Origin of the sequence: Mycobacterium sp. (assembly GCF_050701515.1) — a bacterium.
GTDB lineage: Bacteria > Actinomycetota > Actinomycetes > Mycobacteriales > Mycobacteriaceae > Mycobacterium.
In genome coordinates this window covers 1-19,034 of record NZ_JBOGDB010000221.1, presented here as the reverse complement: position 1 = coordinate 19,034, position 19,034 = coordinate 1, and the positions used below count along the sequence as shown (strand labels likewise).

Annotated in this window: 21 protein-coding genes; 12 read left to right on the top strand and 9 right to left on the bottom strand. The window is 65.7% G+C overall.

Annotated elements, in window-relative coordinates; all coding sequences use genetic code 11:
* Positions 1–16: 16 nt before the first annotated feature.
* Positions 17–448: a hypothetical protein gene (locus ACRDU5_RS17430; RefSeq protein ID WP_526615923.1), complete on the bottom strand. Its 432-nt coding sequence runs from the start codon at positions 446–448 to the stop codon at positions 17–19.
* Between the two features lie 255 nt (positions 449–703).
* On the opposite strand from ACRDU5_RS17430, the gene ACRDU5_RS17425 reads away from it, so the two are divergent.
* Positions 704–1,237, top strand: a complete 534-nt coding sequence (locus ACRDU5_RS17425; RefSeq protein WP_526615928.1) for a YbaK/EbsC family protein — start codon at positions 704–706, stop codon at positions 1,235–1,237.
* Here the strand turns inward: ACRDU5_RS17425 and ACRDU5_RS17420 are convergent.
* Genes ACRDU5_RS17420 through ACRDU5_RS17410 form a run of 3 tightly spaced genes read right to left on the bottom strand, consistent with a single transcriptional unit; the run spans position 1,234 to position 2,563 of the window.
* On the bottom strand, positions 1,234–1,617 hold the full coding sequence (locus ACRDU5_RS17420; RefSeq protein WP_526615922.1) for a nitroreductase family deazaflavin-dependent oxidoreductase: 384 nt from the start codon (positions 1,615–1,617) through the stop codon (positions 1,234–1,236). The genes ACRDU5_RS17425 and ACRDU5_RS17420 overlap by 4 nt on opposite strands.
* Complete coding sequence (locus ACRDU5_RS17415; protein WP_526615921.1) at positions 1,617–2,207, bottom strand: TetR/AcrR family transcriptional regulator; 591 nt, start codon at positions 2,205–2,207, stop codon at positions 1,617–1,619. The genes ACRDU5_RS17420 and ACRDU5_RS17415 overlap by 1 nt, the downstream gene beginning before the upstream one ends.
* A complete protein-coding gene (locus tag ACRDU5_RS17410) occupies positions 2,204–2,563 on the bottom strand; it encodes a hypothetical protein (protein ID WP_526615920.1) in 360 nt (119 codons plus the stop codon). The genes ACRDU5_RS17415 and ACRDU5_RS17410 overlap by 4 nt, the downstream gene beginning before the upstream one ends.
* Before the next feature lie 58 nt (positions 2,564–2,621).
* Between ACRDU5_RS17410 and ACRDU5_RS17405 the strand changes: the two genes are divergently transcribed.
* Positions 2,622–4,226 (top strand): DUF1214 domain-containing protein, encoded by a 1,605-nt coding sequence (locus ACRDU5_RS17405; protein ID WP_526615919.1) that lies wholly within the window; start codon positions 2,622–2,624, stop codon positions 4,224–4,226.
* 11 nt (positions 4,227–4,237) lie between these two features.
* Here ACRDU5_RS17405 and ACRDU5_RS17400 read toward each other — a convergent pair whose 3' ends face one another.
* On the bottom strand, positions 4,238–5,173 hold the full coding sequence (locus tag ACRDU5_RS17400) for a TIGR03619 family F420-dependent LLM class oxidoreductase (RefSeq protein ID WP_526615918.1): 936 nt from the start codon (positions 5,171–5,173) through the stop codon (positions 4,238–4,240).
* A 33-nt stretch (positions 5,174–5,206) separates the two neighbouring features.
* A complete protein-coding gene (locus ACRDU5_RS17395; protein ID WP_526615917.1) occupies positions 5,207–7,561 on the bottom strand; it encodes a CaiB/BaiF CoA transferase family protein in 2,355 nt (784 codons plus the stop codon).
* Between the two features lie 202 nt (positions 7,562–7,763).
* Between ACRDU5_RS17395 and ACRDU5_RS17390 the strand changes: the two genes are divergently transcribed.
* From ACRDU5_RS17390 to ACRDU5_RS17355, 8 genes are read left to right on the top strand one after another with little or no spacing between them, the layout of a single operon-like run.
* A complete protein-coding gene (locus tag ACRDU5_RS17390; protein ID WP_526615926.1) occupies positions 7,764–8,942 on the top strand; it encodes a cytochrome P450 in 1,179 nt (392 codons plus the stop codon).
* Between the two features lie 2 nt (positions 8,943–8,944).
* Complete coding sequence (locus tag ACRDU5_RS17385; protein ID WP_526615916.1) at positions 8,945–10,150, top strand: acyl-CoA dehydrogenase family protein; 1,206 nt, start codon at positions 8,945–8,947, stop codon at positions 10,148–10,150.
* Positions 10,147–10,722 carry an FAS1-like dehydratase domain-containing protein gene (locus ACRDU5_RS17380; RefSeq protein WP_526615914.1) on the top strand — a complete coding sequence of 192 codons (576 nt, stop codon included), beginning with the start codon at positions 10,147–10,149 and terminating at the stop codon, positions 10,720–10,722. Before ACRDU5_RS17385 ends, ACRDU5_RS17380 begins: the two co-directional genes overlap by 4 nt.
* Positions 10,722–11,120 carry a Zn-ribbon domain-containing OB-fold protein gene (locus tag ACRDU5_RS17375; protein ID WP_526615913.1) on the top strand — a complete coding sequence of 133 codons (399 nt, stop codon included), beginning with the start codon at positions 10,722–10,724 and terminating at the stop codon, positions 11,118–11,120. The genes ACRDU5_RS17380 and ACRDU5_RS17375 overlap by 1 nt, the downstream gene beginning before the upstream one ends.
* A 16-nt stretch (positions 11,121–11,136) precedes the next feature.
* The gene (locus tag ACRDU5_RS17370; RefSeq protein WP_526615912.1) at positions 11,137–12,264 is read left to right on the top strand and encodes an acyl-CoA dehydrogenase family protein; all 1,128 of its coding nucleotides are present in this window, start codon (positions 11,137–11,139) and stop codon (positions 12,262–12,264) included.
* Entirely contained in the window at positions 12,261–12,728 is a 468-nt protein-coding gene (locus tag ACRDU5_RS17365; protein ID WP_526615911.1) for a MaoC family dehydratase, read from the top strand. The genes ACRDU5_RS17370 and ACRDU5_RS17365 overlap by 4 nt, the downstream gene beginning before the upstream one ends.
* Positions 12,725–13,891 (top strand): thiolase family protein, encoded by a 1,167-nt coding sequence (locus ACRDU5_RS17360; RefSeq protein ID WP_526615910.1) that lies wholly within the window; start codon positions 12,725–12,727, stop codon positions 13,889–13,891. Before ACRDU5_RS17365 ends, ACRDU5_RS17360 begins: the two co-directional genes overlap by 4 nt.
* Before the next feature lie 48 nt (positions 13,892–13,939).
* Complete coding sequence (locus tag ACRDU5_RS17355) at positions 13,940–14,506, top strand: TetR/AcrR family transcriptional regulator (RefSeq protein WP_526615924.1); 567 nt, start codon at positions 13,940–13,942, stop codon at positions 14,504–14,506.
* 12 nt (positions 14,507–14,518) lie between these two features.
* Here the strand turns inward: ACRDU5_RS17355 and ACRDU5_RS17350 are convergent, their stop codons facing one another.
* Positions 14,519–15,214: a proteasome protein gene (locus ACRDU5_RS17350; protein WP_526615909.1), complete on the bottom strand. Its 696-nt coding sequence runs from the start codon at positions 15,212–15,214 to the stop codon at positions 14,519–14,521.
* 58 nt (positions 15,215–15,272) lie between these two features.
* On the opposite strand from ACRDU5_RS17350, the gene ACRDU5_RS17345 reads away from it, so the two are divergent.
* Both ACRDU5_RS17345 and ACRDU5_RS17340 read left to right on the top strand, forming a co-directional pair.
* Positions 15,273–16,898, top strand: coding sequence for a patatin-like phospholipase family protein (locus ACRDU5_RS17345; RefSeq protein WP_526615907.1), 1,626 nt, complete (start codon positions 15,273–15,275; stop codon positions 16,896–16,898).
* On the top strand, positions 16,895–18,397 hold the full coding sequence (locus tag ACRDU5_RS17340; protein WP_526615905.1) for a flavin-containing monooxygenase: 1,503 nt from the start codon (positions 16,895–16,897) through the stop codon (positions 18,395–18,397). Before ACRDU5_RS17345 ends, ACRDU5_RS17340 begins: the two co-directional genes overlap by 4 nt.
* Here ACRDU5_RS17340 and ACRDU5_RS17335 read toward each other — a convergent pair.
* Complete coding sequence (locus ACRDU5_RS17335; protein WP_526615904.1) at positions 18,384–18,815, bottom strand: VOC family protein; 432 nt, start codon at positions 18,813–18,815, stop codon at positions 18,384–18,386. The two genes, ACRDU5_RS17340 and ACRDU5_RS17335, sit on opposite strands and share 14 nt — an antisense overlap.
* 9 nt (positions 18,816–18,824) lie before the next feature.
* The coding region (locus tag ACRDU5_RS17330) for a hypothetical protein (RefSeq protein ID WP_526615902.1) at positions 18,825–19,034 on the bottom strand (210 nt) is incomplete at its 5' end.

Here is a 19,034-nt window from a genome sequence, read left to right as displayed (position 1 = left end):
GCACCGGGCGATCGTCTCACGATGCCAGCAGCAGGACACCCGCGATGAGCAGCGCGGCCACCTTGACCAGTTCCAGGCCGACGTAGGCCCAGTGCGCCCGCGAACGCGGACCCGGCCCATCCCCACCGGACAGCACCGCGTCAGACCGGCGGGTCAACCGCGGCCGCACCACCAGCACCTGGGCCAGCAGGGTCAGTACGGCAACGCCCGCCGCCACCGCCACACCGAAGGGCGGCCGCTCGAGGACAAACGAGCCGAACAGCGCCGCCGCCAGCACGAGTTCGCAGGCGTTGAGCGCACGAAAAACCAAGCGGCCGATGCCAAGACCGATTGCCAGGGTGACACCGGGAGCACGGAATTTCAGCGGCGTCTCAACCAAGGAGATCGCCAGCACCATGCCCAGCCACACGAACACCACCGCGACCGCGACAGCCGGGGCCAGACTCACGGCCAGCAGCCTACTTCAGCAGGTTGGGCAGGACCGCGACGTGGCTGCCGCCGGCCAGTCATGGGGTGGAATCGTAGAAGGATGCACGTCGATCGGGTTGCGGAACTTCAGCGCTGGCAGGACTCCGGCGCGGTCTGGGAGGTGATCTCCCGAAAAGGCCATGGCGTGACGGTCGCCCTGTTGCGGTGCGACGGCGGCGAGGAGGTCGACCGCTTCACGTCCGACGACCCGCGGCTGCTGGCCTTCATCGACGGTGTGGACGTAGGACGACTGAACTTCGTGCCGGTCAACGAATCGCTGGGCGACATCGGCGATCCGATACGTCGCTATATCGAGCAGAACACCGGGGACGGGCTGTGGGTGAGCGCAATCGATCCTGACCTCGCCGACACCGCGGCCTTCTGCGAGCACTACGGCATCGGCCCGGACATCTCGGCGAACTGTGTCGTCGTGGAAGCCAAGCGCGCCGACCGGGTATGGCACGCGGCGTGCATCGTGCTGGCCACCAGCCGTGCCGATGTCAACGGCATCGTGCGCAAACACCTTGACGCCCGCAAGATTTCGTTCGCATCGATGGACACCGCGGTTGCCCTGACCGGCATGGAATACGGCGGCATCACGCCGATCGGGCTGCCGTCGGGCTGGCCGATCTTGGTCGATAGCGGTGTCGCCGATCAGCAGCGGGTGATCATCGGCAGCGGCGTACGCGGCTCGAAACTGCTTGCCTCGTCGGACGTGCTGGCGTCGCTGCCCGGTGCCGAAGTGCTGGCCATCACGAAGCCGGCCTAACGAGCCGCCAACACCAGGGCCGCTTCGTTGTAGGGGTGCATCCGGTAAAAGAGCCGAGATCGAGGATTCACCAGCGCTTCGGCCTCGGCCTTGCTTACCAGCCGAGGCTGGGCGACTGCCACCGTCTTGCCGTGCTTGTGAATGCTTGCCGGTCCGCCCGCCAACACGTTCTGGACCCAGTGCGATTCGAGTCCGTAGCCGATGAGGATGACGTAGCCGTCGTCGGTATCAAAGATGTTCAGGGGTGTTCGATAGCGCTTACCCGACTTGCGTCCGACATGCTCGAGGACGCCCTGTGTCGGCACCCATCCGCCGAGTGCGCGGGCCAGCGGATTGGTGATTCGGCGATTGAATCTCGCCATGGCCCTAGGCATCCGCATCACAATTCTCCCGGTCCGTCGGCGTCAAGGATCATGGCCACAGTCTTCCCGATCGACCGGGCAAACGTGCGCTCATCGAGGTCCTCCAGACCGGTCGACGCGCGCAAGAAGTCGCCGAACAGGCACCAGCCGAGTTGCACCGCGATCGTATGGGCCGCGGCCAGCCGCGCACCGAGCTCGGTGGAGTGCCGCGGCCGAATCGTGTCCACCAGCGCGGCCATCGTCGGAAAGCGGCTCTGGAGCTCACCGACCGGATACCCGTCCAGTGACACATGGGCGAGTACCCGCAGCTGGCGGTCGACCGCGGCGGCAATCCTGCTTCCGTCGGCCTTCTCGGCGAGGAGTTCGGCGAGGTGCTGGCCAAGATGATCGAGCACCGCGCCGACGAGCGCGTCCTTGCTGCCGAAGTGCCGGTGAATCAATCCGTGATTGACGTGTGAGCGCGCCGCGATGTCGCGGATGGACGTTGCCGCGGGTCCGCATTCCGAGAACAGGTCGGCGGCGGACTCCAGAACCGCCGCGACGACCTCTGCCCTGCCCAGGGGTGCATCCGCGCGCCGCGAGCCGGTGCTTGCGCGAGCTGTAGTCACCTGACTACAGTACCGGCCAGCGGCGGTCGCGCGAAAGGAACTCCTCCCATGGCAATGACGCTGTACGTGGGTAGGGTCGGTGCACTGGCGGTCGCGCTGGGCATCGGTGTGGCGATTGCCAACAGCCCGGGAATCGCTTCGGCAGATAGCGGTGAGTCGACAGACAGCGGCAAGTCGAGTTCCTCAGAGTCATCGTCCCCGAACCCCGGACCAACCGCGCCGGGCACGAACCCCACGAAATCGACGCCGAGTACGTCGGACTCATCCGACGCAAAGAAGAACCGGCCCTTGACTTCGTTGAGGTCGACATTGTCTGCAAGACAACAGCAGTTGCGTTCAACCGCCGCCTCGGCCACGGATTCAGAAGATTCAACGCACCGATCCCAGCGGCGGTCGCAGATTAGAACGCAGACCGTGGAGACGCCCACCGACAAAGAGGGTGGCGACGACACCTCGTCAGCGGAATCGCGAGCGATCCCAAGCCCGGTCGCACCTCCGCCGTCCCCGGTGGGGTGGGCGATGGCCGGGTTTGCGCGGCGCGAACTCGGACACACCGCAACCCCCGCCGCGAAACAACCCGCGGCCGCCCCAGCCGCGGTCGTGAATCAGAGCGTTTCGACGGCCGCGGACAGTCCGCTTGGGAACCCGGAACAGATCGCCGCAGAGAAAGCGGCCACCGAAACCGTGAACACGCTGCCGGTTCAGTTGATGAAGGTCGTTCTGAAGGTGGGATGGCTCGCCACGGCGCACAGTGAGTTCAGCGAGGTCGGCGGACCCGATCAGGAGAACCTCGCGCAGCTGAGCCGGGCGGTCGACGAGTACGCGATGGCGGCAGCGTTTCAGCAGCAGTTGCTAAACCCGATGACTCCCAACGCTGTCATGCAGGTCGCGCCGCCGCACACCTGGTACCACCAGAGTGTCGGCGGCTCGCGCATCCTCTACGACAACCCGGACACGATCTACCGCTTCATGCCGGTCAACAAGACGTCGACCTACGTCATCAACGTCCGGTTCGAGGAGAACGCCGAACCGGCCGACGTGACCTTCAGCCTGTTGACCGGGTTGTCGGGCACGACGGCGGATGTTCTGACCAAAGACCAACTCGTGCCCAATCCGGACGGCAGCTACACGATCTACGTGAGCGGTGCCCCACCGGAACCGGGGCAGGACAACCACCTTCAGCTCACCTCCGACTCCACCCTGATCGCGGTGCGGGATACGTTGTCCGACTGGAACACTCAGCAGCCGATGACCATGTCGATCCAGCGCATCAGCGGCCCGCCCAACAGCCTGTTCAGCCAACTGGGCGGTTTCGCCATCCCGCTGATCGGGCCGGCGGTGACCGACAGCCCGGCGTTGACGACGCTGGTCTCGTTGATCCCGCCACTGGCCGACCCGCCGCCGCTGCTGCGGGGCGCGGTGACCGCGGTGGTGATGGCGCTCGGCCTGTCGATGGAACGCGAATACATCAGGGTGGCCACGGTCGATCCCACGACGGGCGAGCGCAGGCAGCCCAACGTGCTGACCAACCCGACCCGCAACGCCGAGTTCCTGGCGACCCAAATGCAGAGCGCGGGGTACTTCCAGCTGGCCGATGATCAAGCGCTCGTCGTCACCATCGACCCCGGTGACGCCGGCTATTTCACCGTTCCGGTGACCAACGACTGGACGATCACCAACAACTATTGGGATCAACAGACCAGCCTGAACATCGATCAAGCCATCGAGAACCCCGACGGGACCTACACCATCGTGATCTCGCCGACGGATCCGGGCGTGGAGAACTGGGTCTCAACCGGCGGCTTGAACCAGGGCACCATCTCCATCCGATTCCAGGACCTCCCCTCCGAGCCCGGGACGCAGCCGACCGTCAGTTCACAGCTGGTGTCGCTCGATCAGTTGGAAGACGCTCTGCCGCCAGGCACCCGCACCGACGTGACTGAGCAGGAACGGCAGGAACATATCGCCCTGCGGAAAGCCGGCTTCAACAAACGCTTCGCACCCTTCGCGCAGCCGTAACCGGGCGACGCTCAGCGAGTTACTTCCCTAAACGCGCTCACCAACTCCGAAAGGACCTCGGTCGCCTGCCGAGGATCCGTGGGAAGCGCTCCCGCGAAGCGGATGTCAGTGGCGCCGGCGGCCACCTGTTGCGGCACCGACGCGACGGAGGCGCGCACGTCGATCGATCCGTCGGCGCCTTTCTTCAACGCCGCGGTGCCCTGTACCTGGAGGTCGCTCGGGTCGCCACCGGCCTCGGCGATCGCCCGCTTCATGGCAGGCACGGCGCCCTCGAGGTCGGCGATCGCCGGACCCCACGGAATCCAGCCGGTGCCGAACCGGCTGAGCCGGCGGGCGACCGCGGCGTTCACGGTGCCACTGACCCAGACGGGTATACCCCCGGGCTGCAGCGGTTTGGGCATCTGGTGAATGCCGTCGAAGGACACTTCCGGCGAGCTGTAGCCGGCGCGCTGCTGCGTCCACAACGTTTGGCAGACCTCCAACGTGTGGTCGAGCAGGCGTCCCCGGCGCTCAAAGGACAAACCGGCCGCCTCGTACTCTTCACGCTGCCAGCCAACACCCACCCCAAGGTCGACGCGTCCGCCGGACAGCACATCCATGGTCGCCAACTGCTTGGCCAACACCACCGGTCGTCGCAGCGCCGCGAGCAGCACTGCGGTTCCGAGCCGGATGCGCGTCGTCGTGGCGGCGACAGCGGTCAGGAAGATGAGGGGTTCCAGCCAGTGGCCATCGGGACCGGTCGGCTGTCGTCCACCCGTTGTGCCACCGAGCGACGGGTTGGTGTAGGCCTCGAGGTTCTCACCGAACACGATGTGATCCGACAACGTGACCCGGTCCACGCCGGCGGCGTCCATTGCGCGAGCCGTGTCAAGAGTTGGATTCCAGTCATTGTCCGGGTCGTCGGAGAAGGTTCGTAGATAGAGGGATATCTGAGGCTGACGCGTCATGTGGCGAACCTTCGTTTGATGAATGACAGAAGATTACGCGTTGAGCGCGGCCTCGCCGATGACCTGTCGGGCGCGCAAGTCTGCGAGTTCGTCACCCGCAACGCCGAGTCCTCGGAGAATCTCTTCGTTATGTTGCCCCAGTGTCGGCGGCGCGAACCGGTGGTGATGGCTAGGCCCAGGGGTAATCCTGAACGGCCAACCCGGATAACGGTGTGGCCCGGTCACCGGGTGGACAAGCTCTTCGTAATATCCGCGCGCGTCGAGCTGCGGCACGAAATACATGCGGTCGGGCGTCAGCACCTGCTCAGCGGGAACATGTCGTGCGCTCAGGGCATCGACGATTTCCGCCGCGGTTCCGGCCCGCGTCCAGTCGGCGACCAACGTGTCGAACGCGTCGTGCGAAAGGCCGCCGAGCACATCTGCACGTCCCATCGCGTGAACCAGTTGGCGCCAGTCGGTTTCGTCGCGGACGGAGATCGCCACCCATGCGCCGTCCGCCGCAGTCGGGTACACACCCTGCAGATAGCCGCGGCGGCGGTTGCCCTCGCGCGGCCGAACGACACCATTCATCGAGTATTCGATCACCGGCTCGGCGGCTATGCAGGCCGCAACCTCGATCTGCGCTACCTCGATGAGTTGGCCTTCGCCGGTCCGGCGCCGATGCTCGAGCGCGGCGAGCAGGGCGACGCCGGCATGCACCCCGACGATGGGATCGGCGGGCCCCTGCAGATTGCACGGCGGGCCGTCGGCGTACCCGGTCACGGCCGACATGCCCGATGTCTGCTCGATGTTCAGCGCCCAACCGACATAGTCGCGCCAGGGGCCCAGCAAGCCGAATCCCGGCATCCGCAGCAGGATCACGTCAGAGTTGAGTTCAAACAGCGACTCGTAGTCCAGCCCGAACTGCTCGATCACCCGTGGTGAGAAGTTCTCGACAACGACGTCCGCCTCGCGGACAAGCCGGCGCGCTACTTCACGGCCTTGCTCCGACGTGAGATCCAGTGTGACGTCGCGCTTGTTGAGATTGGTGCCCTGCCACATGGCGCTCCGCTCATACCAGCGGTCGCCCTCATAGGACCAAGCACCGGAGTAGCGATGGCCATCGGGTCGTTGTATCGATTCGACTTTCACGATCTCGGCACCGAAGGCACCCAGGTAACACGTGAGGTAGGCGCCCGCCCAGAACGTGCTCAGGTCCAGAACCCTCACCCCCGCGAACGGCGTCGATGGGTCCGCGGCCGCTTCGGTTGTCGGCCAATCAGACGATCCCTTGCTCGTGGCGACGGGTGCTTGCGCACCAAGACGAGGTGCGGGACGCGGTGGCAAGACCGGTGTCCGCGACAGCCGGAACGGAGCGCCCGGCCTCCGGAACGACCAATCGTCGCCGCCACCTTCGACGAAGAAGCCGCGTTCGAGGTATTGCGGACACTGAAGCACGGTCGCGCCGTCGCTGACGGGGGCGGCCGGAATCCGCAATGCCTGGCTCAACTCGACGATCTCGGCAACGGTGCGCCCGGACAGCCATGGTTGGGCCTTGGCGAAGAAATCGTCGCGCTCGGGCCCGCCCAGCATGATCGCGATCTGGTGCTCGCCGTACTCCGTCAGACCGAGCATCGCACACACATCGAGCCAATGCTGACCGGTTAGGCAGTTGATACCGATCCACCCGTCGGCCGCGCGGACGATACCCATCATCGGCGCCGCCCGAGTGTTGGTGGGCAGACCCAGTTTTCGCATCCGTTCGGCCATGAGCATCGGATACGGCAGCGTCGACAACAGAGACTCCAGCACCGAAACGTCGACCTCGACGACGTGTCCCGCGGACCTGTTCCGTAGCGCGGTGAGCGCGCCGAGCGCACCGTAGGCACCGGCGACGTATTCGGAAATCCTTGCGCCCGCCTGCACCGGAGGTCGATCGGGATCCCTCGTGTTGATCCACCCCGATGCCGCTTGCATCGTCAGCGGCGTGGCGACGCGATCGCGCAGCGGTCCATGCTGCCCGAAGTCTGAGATGCGAACGACGACAAGTCCAGGGCTCAGCTCCTCCAATGCGTGGACGTCGAGCCCCCAGCCGTCGAGAGTTCCCGGCCGGAGCGCCTCGACGAGAACGTGTGCGTCCCCGATTAGCCGGCGTGCGTCGGCAACACCGCTATCAGTCGTGAGATCTAGTGTCACTCCGCGCTTCCCGGCATTCAGATACTCGAATAAGCCGGACCGATTGGGATCTGAAGCGCCACCGGGAAACGGCCCCCAGCTACGAAGGGGATCTCCGGACGGTGGCTCGATCTTGGTGACCTCGGCGCCGAGATCGACAAGCAACTTGGTGCAATACGGGCCGGCGATGTCGCCGGCGATCTCGACGACTCGCAACCCTGCAACTGCCGACATCTTGGCTCCTCACCGAGGTCAGCGGATCAACACATGGTGTACACCTGTCGGACTGGCCGCGTCAATTGCAGGCATCTAACTTGCTTGACCATCAACCGAATCACCAGATATTGACAGCGTCGGCACCATCCAGTAGACACAGAGGTCATCGAACAGATCGCGGTGATCTGTCCGATGCCCGTTCATATCGAGGGAGGCCGCGCTGACTACGACAGTCCCGCTGCACTCCCCGGACTTCTTCATTGGCGACCCGTTCCCCGCCTATAAGGCGCTGCGCGAGAGCGCGCCGGTGTGCTGGAACGACGTCACGAAGTTCTGGGCGCTGCTGAAGTACGAGGACATCCGGTACGTGTCCACAAACCCGGACATGTTCAGCTCGACCAAGGGCATCACCATCCCCGACCCCGTTTTTCCGAACCCGGTTCAAGAGGGCAACCTCATCTTCACCGACCCGCCGCGACACCGTCAGCTGCGCAAGCTGATCAACACAGCGTTCACCCGCCGACAGGTGGCGATCCTCGAGCCGAAGGTGCGCGAGATCGTCTACGGAGTTCTCGAGGACGTCCGGCCCGAGTCCACCCACGAATTCGCCGAAAAGCTAGCGGCGCCGTTGCCCACGAGGATGATCGCCGAGTTGATCGGCGCTCCGCCCGACGACTGGGAGCAGTTCCGCAGATGGTCGGATGCCTGCACCGGGGTCGACGATCCCGAGATCGAACTCGATTCGTTCGTGGCCATCGGCGAGCTGTTCGAGTACTTCCAGCAGCTGATCGCCGCGCGGCGCGCCGAGCCGAGAAACGACATGCTGTCGGTGCTGACCACCGCCGAGGTCGACGGGGCCAAGCTCACCGACGAAGACCTGCTGAACTTCGCATTCCTGCTGCTCGTGGCCGGCAACGAAACCACCCGGAACCTCATCGCGCTGGGCACGTTGGCGCTCATCGAGCACCCGGACGAATGCCGCAAGCTCGTCGAGGGCCCCACGCTGATCTCCGGCGCGGTGGAGGAGATGCTGCGCTGGACCAATCCGGTGACGCACATGGCGCGGGCGGCGACGGTCGACGTCGAGATCCGAGGACAGCACATCCGAGAGGGCGAGATGGTCGTGATGCTCTACGGCTCCGCCAACCGCGACGAGGAGATTTTCGGTTCCGACGCAGAGGAATTCAAGGTCACCCGTCATCCGAATCCGCACATCGCGTTCGGCTGCGGCGAGCACTCCTGCCTCGGGGCACAGCTGGCCCGACTCGAGGCCCGCGTGTTCTTCGAGGTGTTGCTTGGCCGATACCCCAAGCTCGACCTCGTCGGCGACGTCGACCGCATGCGGGCGACGATGGTGCCCGGCGTGAAGCGGATGCCGGTGCGACTCGGGGGCGGCTAGCCATGTACCTGGATTTCACACCCGAACAGAAAGAGTTGCGCGCCGAGATCCGCGCCGCACTCGAGGCGGTGATGACCGCCGACCGCATCGCCGCGGTGGCCGGCCGCATGGAGGGCGGCGAGGCCGTCAAGGAGTGCGTGCGAGCGCTAGGCGCCGCTGGATTGCTTGGCGTCGGCTGGCCCAAAGAATATGGCGGACGTGGCTTTACCGCGCTCGAGCAGTTCATCTTCTTCGAAGAGGCGCAGCGGGTCAACGCACCCATCCCGTTGGTCACGCTCAACACCGTCGGGCCCACACTCGCGAATTGCGGCACAGAGGAACAGAAGCAGAAGTTCCTGCCCGCGATACTCGACGGCACTGTCGAGTTCGCGATCGGGTATTCCGAGCCGTCGGCAGGAAGCGATCTGGCGTCGCTGCGGACCCTTGCCGTGCGCGACGGCGACGACTACATCATCAACGGTCAGAAGACGTTCACCAGTGGCGCGGCGTACGCCGACTACATCTGGCTCGCGGCGCGCACCGATCCGACAGTCAAGAAGCACAAGGGCATTTCGATTTTCATCGTGCCGACATCGTCGCCCGGGTTCTCCTGGAAGCCACTGCACACCATGCCGGGCGTGTCCACCTTCTACACGTTCTACGACGATGTGCGGGTTCCCGCCGGTTCGATCGTCGCCGGCGAGAACGAAGGCTGGAGGCTGATCACCACACAGCTGAACTTCGAGCGCGCCGCGCTGGGCAACATGGGTGCGCTGGAGCCATTGTTCTCCAAGACGCTGCGGTGGGCACAGGCCACCGAACTCGACGGCGGCCACGTCATCGACCAGCCGTGGGTGCAACACGCGCTGGCCCGAGTCGAGGCGCAGGTCGCGGCCTACAAGATCATGAACCTGCGAGTCAACGCGGCGATGACCAAAGGCGCCCTCGGCATGGGCGAAGCGTCCGCGGTCAAGGTCTTCGGCACCGAGCTGACGCAACAGGTGGCCCGCGAACTGCTCGAGGTATTGGACCGCGGCGGCACTCGAAAGGGCGATGGCGCACCGTTGCGCGGTGCTCTCGAATCGGCGTGCCGGATCGCGGTGATCAACACCTTCGGCGGCGGCGCCAACGAACTGCAGCGCGACATCATCGCGATGGCCGGTCTTTTCATGCCGCGCGCACCACGCGACCTCCGGGACGCGGCAACGCAGAATGGGGATGCGAAGTGACAGACAAGACCGAATTTCGTGAGAAGCTCGATGCGCTCATCGGCCAACCCACCGGCGGATCCGGTAAGCCAACCGTTGCGCCGGATCCGGTGAACCAGCCGATGATTCGGCACTGGGCCCATGCACTCGCGGACATGAACCCGGTTTACCTGGATCCCGAGTTCGCCGCGAAGTCGAGGTTCGGCGGCATCGTGTCACCGCCGGTCATGCTGCAGGCATGGACGATGCCCGCCCCCAAGCTCGAGGGGATCGCCGAACGCGGCGGCGTTCCGATCGAGATGGACAAGAGCAAGAACCCGGCGGCGTTCATCGAAGAAGCCGGGTTCACCGGCATCGTGGCGACCAACTCGGAGTTCGAGATCGAACGCTATCCGCGCCTCGGCGACGTGATCTCGGTGACACAGGTATTCGAGGACATCTCCGACGAGAAGAAGACCTCGCTGGGCACCGGCCATTTCGTCACCTGGTTGTCGACCTACACCGACCAGAACGGTGAAGTACTCGGCCGCCAGCGGTTCCGGGTGTTCCGATTCAACGCGGGGATCCCCGCCGGCACGGCCGGGGCAGGCTGATGGCGACCAGACTGGCACCGACGGTCAGCCCGGACACCGAGTTCTTCTGGAACGGGCTGCGCGACCACAAGCTCTTGATCCAACGCTGCAAGGGCTGTCAGGCGCTGCGTCAGCCGCCGCGCCCAATGTGCCCAACGTGCAACTCACTCGACTGGGACACCGTCGAGTCCTCGGGCCGCGGCGCCGTGTACAGCTACGTGATGCCGCAACACCCCCCGATGCCGTTCATGGAGTATCCCTACATCGTCGCGCTCATCGAGCTCGACGAAGGAGTGAGGCTGGTATCGAACCTGTGTGAGATCGCTCCCGACGACGTCGAAGTCGGCATGCCCGTAGAGATTTTCTACGAGACGTTTGACAACGACCTCGTGCTGCACCAGTTCCGGTCGGCCCGATAGGCGAAGAGCAGGACGCATGGACTTCACGTTCACCGAAGAACAAGAGACGATCGCCAAGGTCGCGCGTCAGCTCTTCGAACACCGAGCCGCACCCGAACACCTCACCGAGCTCGAAGCCGGCTCGCAAAAAGGTCAAGTGCGCTACGACGCTGCGCTCTGGGACGAACTCGCGACCGCTGACCTTCTCGGAATCGCATTGCCGGAGAGTGTGGGCGGCAGCGGGCACGGCTTCCTCGAGCTGGCATTGCTTCTCGCAGAGGTGGGTTGGAGCGTCGCGCCGGTGCCGGCATATGCCACCCTGCTGCTCGGCGCCGACATCATCGCCCGGCACGGCGACGACGGCCAGCGGCGGTACCTCGCTGAGGTTGTCGACGGCGGCCGCTTGCTCACCGCGGCGTTAACCGAGCCGGGACGCTCCGAGCCGACAGCACCCGCGACCACCGCGCGTCGCGACGGCGACGGCTGGCGTCTCGACGGAAGCAAGGATCTGGTGCCTGCGGCTCAACTCGCCCACACGATGGTCATCCCCGCCACGGTCGATGACGGTGACGTCGGCCTCTTCCTGCTCGACGCGACCACCGACGGCGTCGACGTTCGACCCGCTGCGACGACCAATGGCGAGCCCCAGGCTGACGTATTCCTCGACGGCGCAGTCGTTTCCGATGAGGACCGGATTGCCGGCAATGGCACCCAGATGATCGAGTCGCTATATGCCCGCGCGCTTGTCGGGCTCTGCGCGATCCAACTCGGCGTGACGGACCGTGCGCTGCACATCGCCGCGGCCTACACGACCGAACGCGAGCAGTTCGGGCGGCCGATCGGCAGCTTCCAGGCCGTGCAGCAACGCATGGCCGACGCGTTCATCGATGTCGAGGCGATCCGATGGACCATGTGGCAGGCAGCCTGGCTCCTCGGCCAGAACCGGCCGGCCATCCGGGAAGCCCGCATCGCGAAATTCTGGGCGGCCGAAGCGGGCGCGCGAGTCGCGTCAACCGCTCAGCAGGTTCACGGCGGAATCGGCATCGACATCACCTATCCCCTGTTCCGTTACTTCCTGTGGGCCAAGCACAACGAGCTGACCCTCGGTTCGGCGTCGGCGCAGTTGGCGCGGCTCGGCACCGAGTACGTGAGAGAAGAGGAATGACCACTGTGACTTTGCAGACATCTCGGACCACGACCCTGGATTGGCGCGGCATCAATGTCGGCGACGAGGTCACGCCGCTGGAGATCCCGGTCACCGCAACCGTGATCGTCGCGGGCGCGATCGCGTCACGTGACTTCATGCCGGTACACCACGATCCCGAGTTCGCGAAGAAGCAGGGATCGCCCAACATGTTCATGAACATCCTCACCACCAATGGATTGTGCGTGCGCTTTCTGACCGATTGGGCGGGCCCGGAAGCGATGGTGACCAAGCTGGCGATCCGGTTGGGCGTGCCCGCCTTTCCCAACGATCCGCTGCGATTCACCGGCAGCGTCACCGGCACGTCCGAGGGCGTCGACGGCGAGGGTTTCGTCGAGGTCGCGTTCAAGGGATCGAACAGCCTGGGCGACCATGTGTCGGGGACGGCGACGGTCAGCCTCCTGGAAGACCGAGTCCACGCATGAGTCTCGGCGGAATGGCCGCCATCGCCGGCATCGGCCAGACCGAGTTCTCGAAGGAGTCCGGGCGCAGCGAGCTCCAACTCGCCTGCGAGGCCGTAAAAGCCGCCATCGACGATGCCGGGCTGCGACCCAGCGACATCGACGGCATGGTCACCTTCACGATGGACGCCAACGAGGAGATCGAAATCGCCCGAAGCGTCGGCATTGGCGATCTGACCTTCTTCACCCGGGTTCCGCACGGCGGCGGAGCGGCGGCCGGCACCGTGGTCCAGGCCGCAATGGCCGTGGCAACGGGCACGGCCAACGCCGTCGTGTGCTACCGCGCATTCAATGAACGGTCCGGATTCCGGTTCGGCGGGGCAACCGCGCGGTCTTCGGGTGAGACGCCGCTATGGCTTGCGCCGTACGCCCCATTCGGCTTGCTGACGCCGGCGGCGTGGGTCGCACTGCACGCTCAGCGCTACATGTCCAAATACGGCGTCACCAACGAGGACTTCGGGCGCATCTCCGTCGTCGACCGCGCCCACGCGGCGCGCAACCCCGACGCCTGGTTCTACCAGCGGCCCATCACACTCGAGGACCACCAGAACTCACGATGGGTCATCGAACCCGTACTGCGGCTGCTCGACTGCTGTCAGGAAAGCGATGGCGGTGTTGCCATGGTCATCACCAGCGTCGAGCGCGCACGCGACCTCGCCCGACCCCCAGCGCTGATCACCGCGGCAGTGCAGGGCGCGGCATACGACGGCGAAGTCATGACAAGCTACTACCGCGATGACATCACCGGTCTACCGGAGATGGGGGTTGTCGCCGAAAAGCTTTGGCGCGATTCGGGACTCAAACCCACCGACATCCAGACCGCGTTCCTCTATGACCACTTCACGCCGTTCGTGTTCACGCAACTCGAGGAGCTGGGCTTCTGCGGTCGCGGCGAGGCGAAGGACTTCGCGACGATCGAGAACCTCTCGCTTGGCGGGACGCTGCCGATCAACACCAACGGCGGGCTGCTCGGCGAGGCGTACATCCACGGCATGAACGGCATCACCGAAGGTGTTCGCCAGGTGCGCGGAACCTCCCACAACCAAGTCGAGGAGATTGAGCACGTGTTGGTTACGTCCGGAACGGGCGTGCCGACAAGCGCACTCATCCTCTCCCCGGTCGACTGACTGCGAATTGCCGTGACTACCGAGACGACCGCGATCGACACCCGCGAGATGATCATCGAGTCGGCCTTCGCCTGCTTCCGCAGGCACGGGTTGGACCGGACCACCATCGTCGACATCGCGCGCGCGGCCAACGTGTCGCGCAGCACGGTGTACGAGTATTTCCGCGATAAGGCGGCGATCGTTGAGGCTTGCGCAGAACACGCTTCCGAGCGGTTCTACCGCGAGATGAGCAAGGCGATGGACCGTGGCAGCAACCTCGAGGAGAAGTTGACCCTTGCCGCAGTTTTCGTGACCAGGGCTCGGCGGTTCGTCGAACCTGAGAAGTATTTCCACGTAGATGAAGTGAGCCTGCTCCTCACGAAGAACGCCGCGGTGCTGCTGCGTGAATGCGGCGAGTTCCTCGCGCCCTATCTGGCCGCGGCGAAACTCACCGGCGAGGTGCGCAAGGATCTCGACGTTGCGGCCGCCGGTGAATGGTTCGCGCGCATGCTCTTCTCGCTGTTCAGCACACCGTCGGCGACGTTGAACATGGATGACGACGAGGTCGTCGCCGATTTTGTGCGATCCCATGTGGTGCGAGGATTCGCGAACGACCGTCCCGGCCGGTTCCGGTAGCTGCAAAACGAGTCATGAGAAAAGTTCGTCGATCGCCCGCTGCTCGAGCTCTAGCCACCGAGCGACCTGACCGCGTACGTCATCGACCTCTTCCACGCTGAGATGATGGGCCCGCTCCGGCGTGATGCGACAAACGTCCATCGGTCCACCGACGCTCGGTGACGATGCGTCGAGAGCGTCGAGTACGCGTACGGCCGCGACGACGCCGTAGTCCACACCGCGTTGTGACAACCGGAAATTCGCGAGCAGCGCATAGGCCTGCTGTGCCATCGAAGCGCCGCTGCCGACCGCCTGAAAGCCGGTTTCCTCGTAGTGACCAATCAACCCGTGAGGGTCGATGTCCACGATGAACGGCCTGCCGCCGGCATAACCCGCCGCCAACACATAGGTAGCAGGCGTCGCGCCCGGCTTCGTTTCCGGCACGTCCGAGATGAAGCTGGCGTAGTGATGCTTCAAGATGGGCAGCACCCGCTCCTGCAGCGCCCGCCCCACGTCTTCTGCTTCGACGACGGCGTCGGGTTCGGCGTCGAACAACCGCTCGAGATCGTGAAGGACTGCTCGTGACCCGCTGCCGCCCCACGCCGCGTGATTGCCCAGTCGGTGCAGCTTCTGGGCGGGATAGCTCAGTCCCCGGCCGGGGTCGGTGATCTGTGAATCAGAAGCGAGCACGATACCGTCGGTGCAACACAACGCGAGAACGACGGTCACGTAACGATGCTCTCAGGTCTTCCTGCCGGAATCGAGCCGGCATGAGAGGTTGACTCCCATGCAAATCCCGTTCGAGGACGAGAGCGCCGACGCGCTCGACGCGGCCGAACCGCCCTCGGCGGAGCCGGCCCTGTTGCTGCAGAAGATGGAGAACCGGCTCATCCGGCACCACCTGGCAACCCCGGACGCGTTGAGCAGCGAGGAGCTGCGCAGGCTGCGGTACATCCTCAACTTCGCCAGGCTCGCCGACTTCGAACCCGGTGCCGCGGGCCCGGGCGGCAGCCGCGGGCGCGGGGACGTCTCGGTCGGCGCCGAGATCGCGCCCTGGCGGGCCAGGGTCGCCGACGCCCTGTACGGACCGCTGCGCGAGGAGCGTGACGCGGCCGCGGCCCTGACGGCGGCGCGCGACCTGCTCGCGGGTCTCATCGACGAGCAGGACGAGCAGCGGCGGCTGCTCATCGACCATCACGGGAACGACTTCTCCGCCGCCGAACTGGACGCCGAAGTCGGCTACAAGAAACTCGTCACGGTCCTCGGCGGTGGCGGAGGTGCGGGATTCGTCTACATCGGCGGCATGCAGCGGCTGCTGGAGGCCGGCCATGTTCCCGACTACATGATGGGCGCGTCGTTCGGGTCGATCATGGGCAGCGTCGTGGGCCGCGCCCTGCCGGTGCCGATCGAGGAGTACGTCGCCTGGGCGAAAACGGTGTCCTACCGCGCCATCCTCGGGCCCGAGCGGGTGCGCCGCCGCCACGGGCTGGCCGGGCTGTTCTCGCTGCGCTTCGACCAGTTCGCGCACGCCCTGTTCAGCCGTGAGGACGGCCAGCGCATGCGCATGTCGGACCTGGCCATCCCGTTCGACGCCGTGGTCGCCGGTGTGCGCAAGGGGTCTTATGCGTCGCTGCCGTCGCGATTCCGCCGCCCCGAATTGGCGGCCCTGCGGTTGCGATCGCTTCCATTCCTTCCGATCGGCATCGGCCCGCAGGTGGCGGCCCGGCTGTGGCAGGTGGCCGCGTTCATCGACTTGCGGGTGGTCAAGCCCATCGTCGTCGGCGACGACGACCTGACCCGCGACTTCAACGTCGTCGACGCGGCGTCGTTCTCGTCGGCCATCCCTGGGGTGTTGCATCACGAAACGAGCGATCCGCGGATGGTCCCGATCCTCGACGCCCTGTGCGCCGACAACGACATCGCCGCGATCGTCGACGGCGGCGCGGCGAGCAACGTCCCGGTCCAACTGGCGTGGAAGCGGGTCCGCGATGGGCGGCTGGGTACCCGCAATGCCTGTTACCTCGCGTTCGACTGCTTCCACCCGCAATGGGATCCGCGGCACTTGTGGCTGGTCCCGATCACCCAGGCCGTCCAGCTGCAGATGGTGCGCAACGCGCCCTACGCCGACCACATCGTCCGCTTCGAGCCGACGTTGTCGCCGGCGAACCTGGCGCCCTCCGTGAGGTCTATCGAGCGTGCCCGCGAGTGGGGGCGCAAGAGTGTCGACAACGCGATTCCGGTGACGTCCGCGCTGCTGGAACCGACGTGGTGGGAAGGCGACGGCCCTGCGGTCCCGGGCGCCGAGCCCGCCGCGCGCGCGAAGTCGGTGGCGTCGCCGATGAGCGCGGTCATGGCCGCGATCCAGGTGCCGAGGAACCGCTTCGCACGATGGCGTGACCGCTACCTGACATGAGCGAGGTGCGTCGCGTCGCCGTGATCGGGGCCGGGCCGGGCGGGCTGGTCGCGGCGCGTTTGCTGCTGTCGCAGGGATTCGAGCCGACGATCTTCGAGCAGGGCCCGCTGCTGGGCGGACAGTGGACCGGCCTGGAGGGCTCGAGCGGCGTGTGGCCGGCCATGCACACCAATACCAGTCGGGTAATGACGGCGTTCAGCGACCTCGAGCACGACAGCGACTGTGTCTTCCCGTCGAACCGGGAGATCCTCGACTACCTCAACCGGTATGCCGAATTGTTCGGCATCACCTCGCGCATCCGGTTCGGCACTCCGGTCGAGCTCGTGACCCGGGACGACGCCGGCTGGCTGGTGAGCGCTGCCGGAACGGCCGAGCGTTTCGAACGCGTGGTGGTGGCCACCGGCAGGTTCCGCGCGCCCGCCATCCCTGACGTGCCGGGCCTCGACACGTTCACCGGCTCGGCACAAGCGATCGCCACCTACCACTACCGGGTGCCACTTCGCTACCTCGGCAAGCGTGTTCTCGTCGCAGGCGGCGCCATCAGCGCCCTCGAGATCGCCGCGGAACTCGCTCAGCTCGGCGCGGCCCGCGTCGTGGTGACCCAGCGGCGACAGCGATACGTGCTGCCGAAGTTCGCCGCCGGAGTTCCGTCCGACCACCGGATCTTCACCCGATACGGAACGTTGGCGAACGAAACTCTCCCCGCAGCGGAGATCGACCGCCAGCTCAAGGAAATCGTCGTCGAGGCCGGCGGCAGCCCGGAGCAGTACGGCGCACCGGCACCCGACCCGTCCCTCTTCGCCGCGGGCCTCACCCTGGCCCAGCAGTACCTGCCGCTCGTGGCCGAAGGCCGGATCACGGTGCGTCCGTGGATGGAGTCCGTCGCCGGCGCGACCGTGACCTTCGCCGACGGCCAAGCCGAGGAGTTCGACGGGATCGTGTTCGGCACCGGGTTCGACCTGTCCCTGCCCTTTCTCGGTGACGATATTCGGGCGATCGTCGATCTCGATGCGGTGCACCTGGACGCCGACCGCTACACGTTCCATCCCGACCTCCCGGGTTTGGCGTTCGTGGGCATGTGGGACCAGTCGGGCGGATACTTTGTGCCGCTGGAACTTCAGGCCCGCTGGATCGCCTACACGTGGGGCGGCGCGGTCGCACCGCCAAGCGAAACCGAACTGCGGATGGCCATCGATGCCTATCGCTCGCGGCGGGGCTTTCCCCAGAAAACCCGGATGAACCTGGCGGCGCTGACCTTCGCCCGGGCCGCCGGAGTCGAGCCACACCTGGATGACTGGCCGCACCTGCACCGCGCCCTGCTGTTCGGTCCCCTGGCACCGAGTTGTTTTCGGCTCGAGGGCCCGGACGCGCTGCCCGATGCGCCGGCCCGGTTCGCGCGCGAGGCCGCGGCCTTCGGTGCGATCACGTCGAACGAGCTGACCGAGCGCGAACGGAGCTACTGGTCGCTCGTGTCGACTCCCGGCGTCAGCCGAGCGTGAAGAGCTCGAGCTGGATGTTGTCGGGATCGCGCAACACCACTGTCGCGTATGCGAACGGTGCGTCCTCGGCTCTGATGCCAGAGTGCTCGATGCCAAGCTCGTCCAGCCAGGCCGTCCAGGCCGCCAGGTCCTCACGTGTGCCCACGTTGAATCCCACGTGGTCCAGCCCGGTGTGGGCCTCGTCGAATCGCTCGCCGTCATTGCCGGTGTTCGTGTGCAGCCCAATCGCCAGACCCGAACGCGGCTCGACGAGCAACACGCCATAGCCGGTGTTCTCCCGTTCGTAGTGCGGGAACTTCATCGGCACTCGGTCCGCGCGGAACAGCCGCTGATACCAGGCCACGCTGGCTTCAATGTCGCGGACGGTAAGGGAGAGGTGGTGTATCCCAGTAATGCCGGGGGCAGTGTCCTCGCTCATAACTGACTCCTAACGCTTTAACTTGTGGTTGTCCCACGTGATCAACCGGCTGGGCTCGAAGACGACCCAACGCGCGGACCGGCCGCTTGCCGTCAGCGGATACCGGACACGTTCGGCGCTCTGCGGTTCGCCATGCCCCCCAGAGTATTTGGTTCCCATCAACCAGCGGACTTCTTCGAGATGCGGGTCGACGCTTTCTTGTTCGGCATTCTCGAGCAC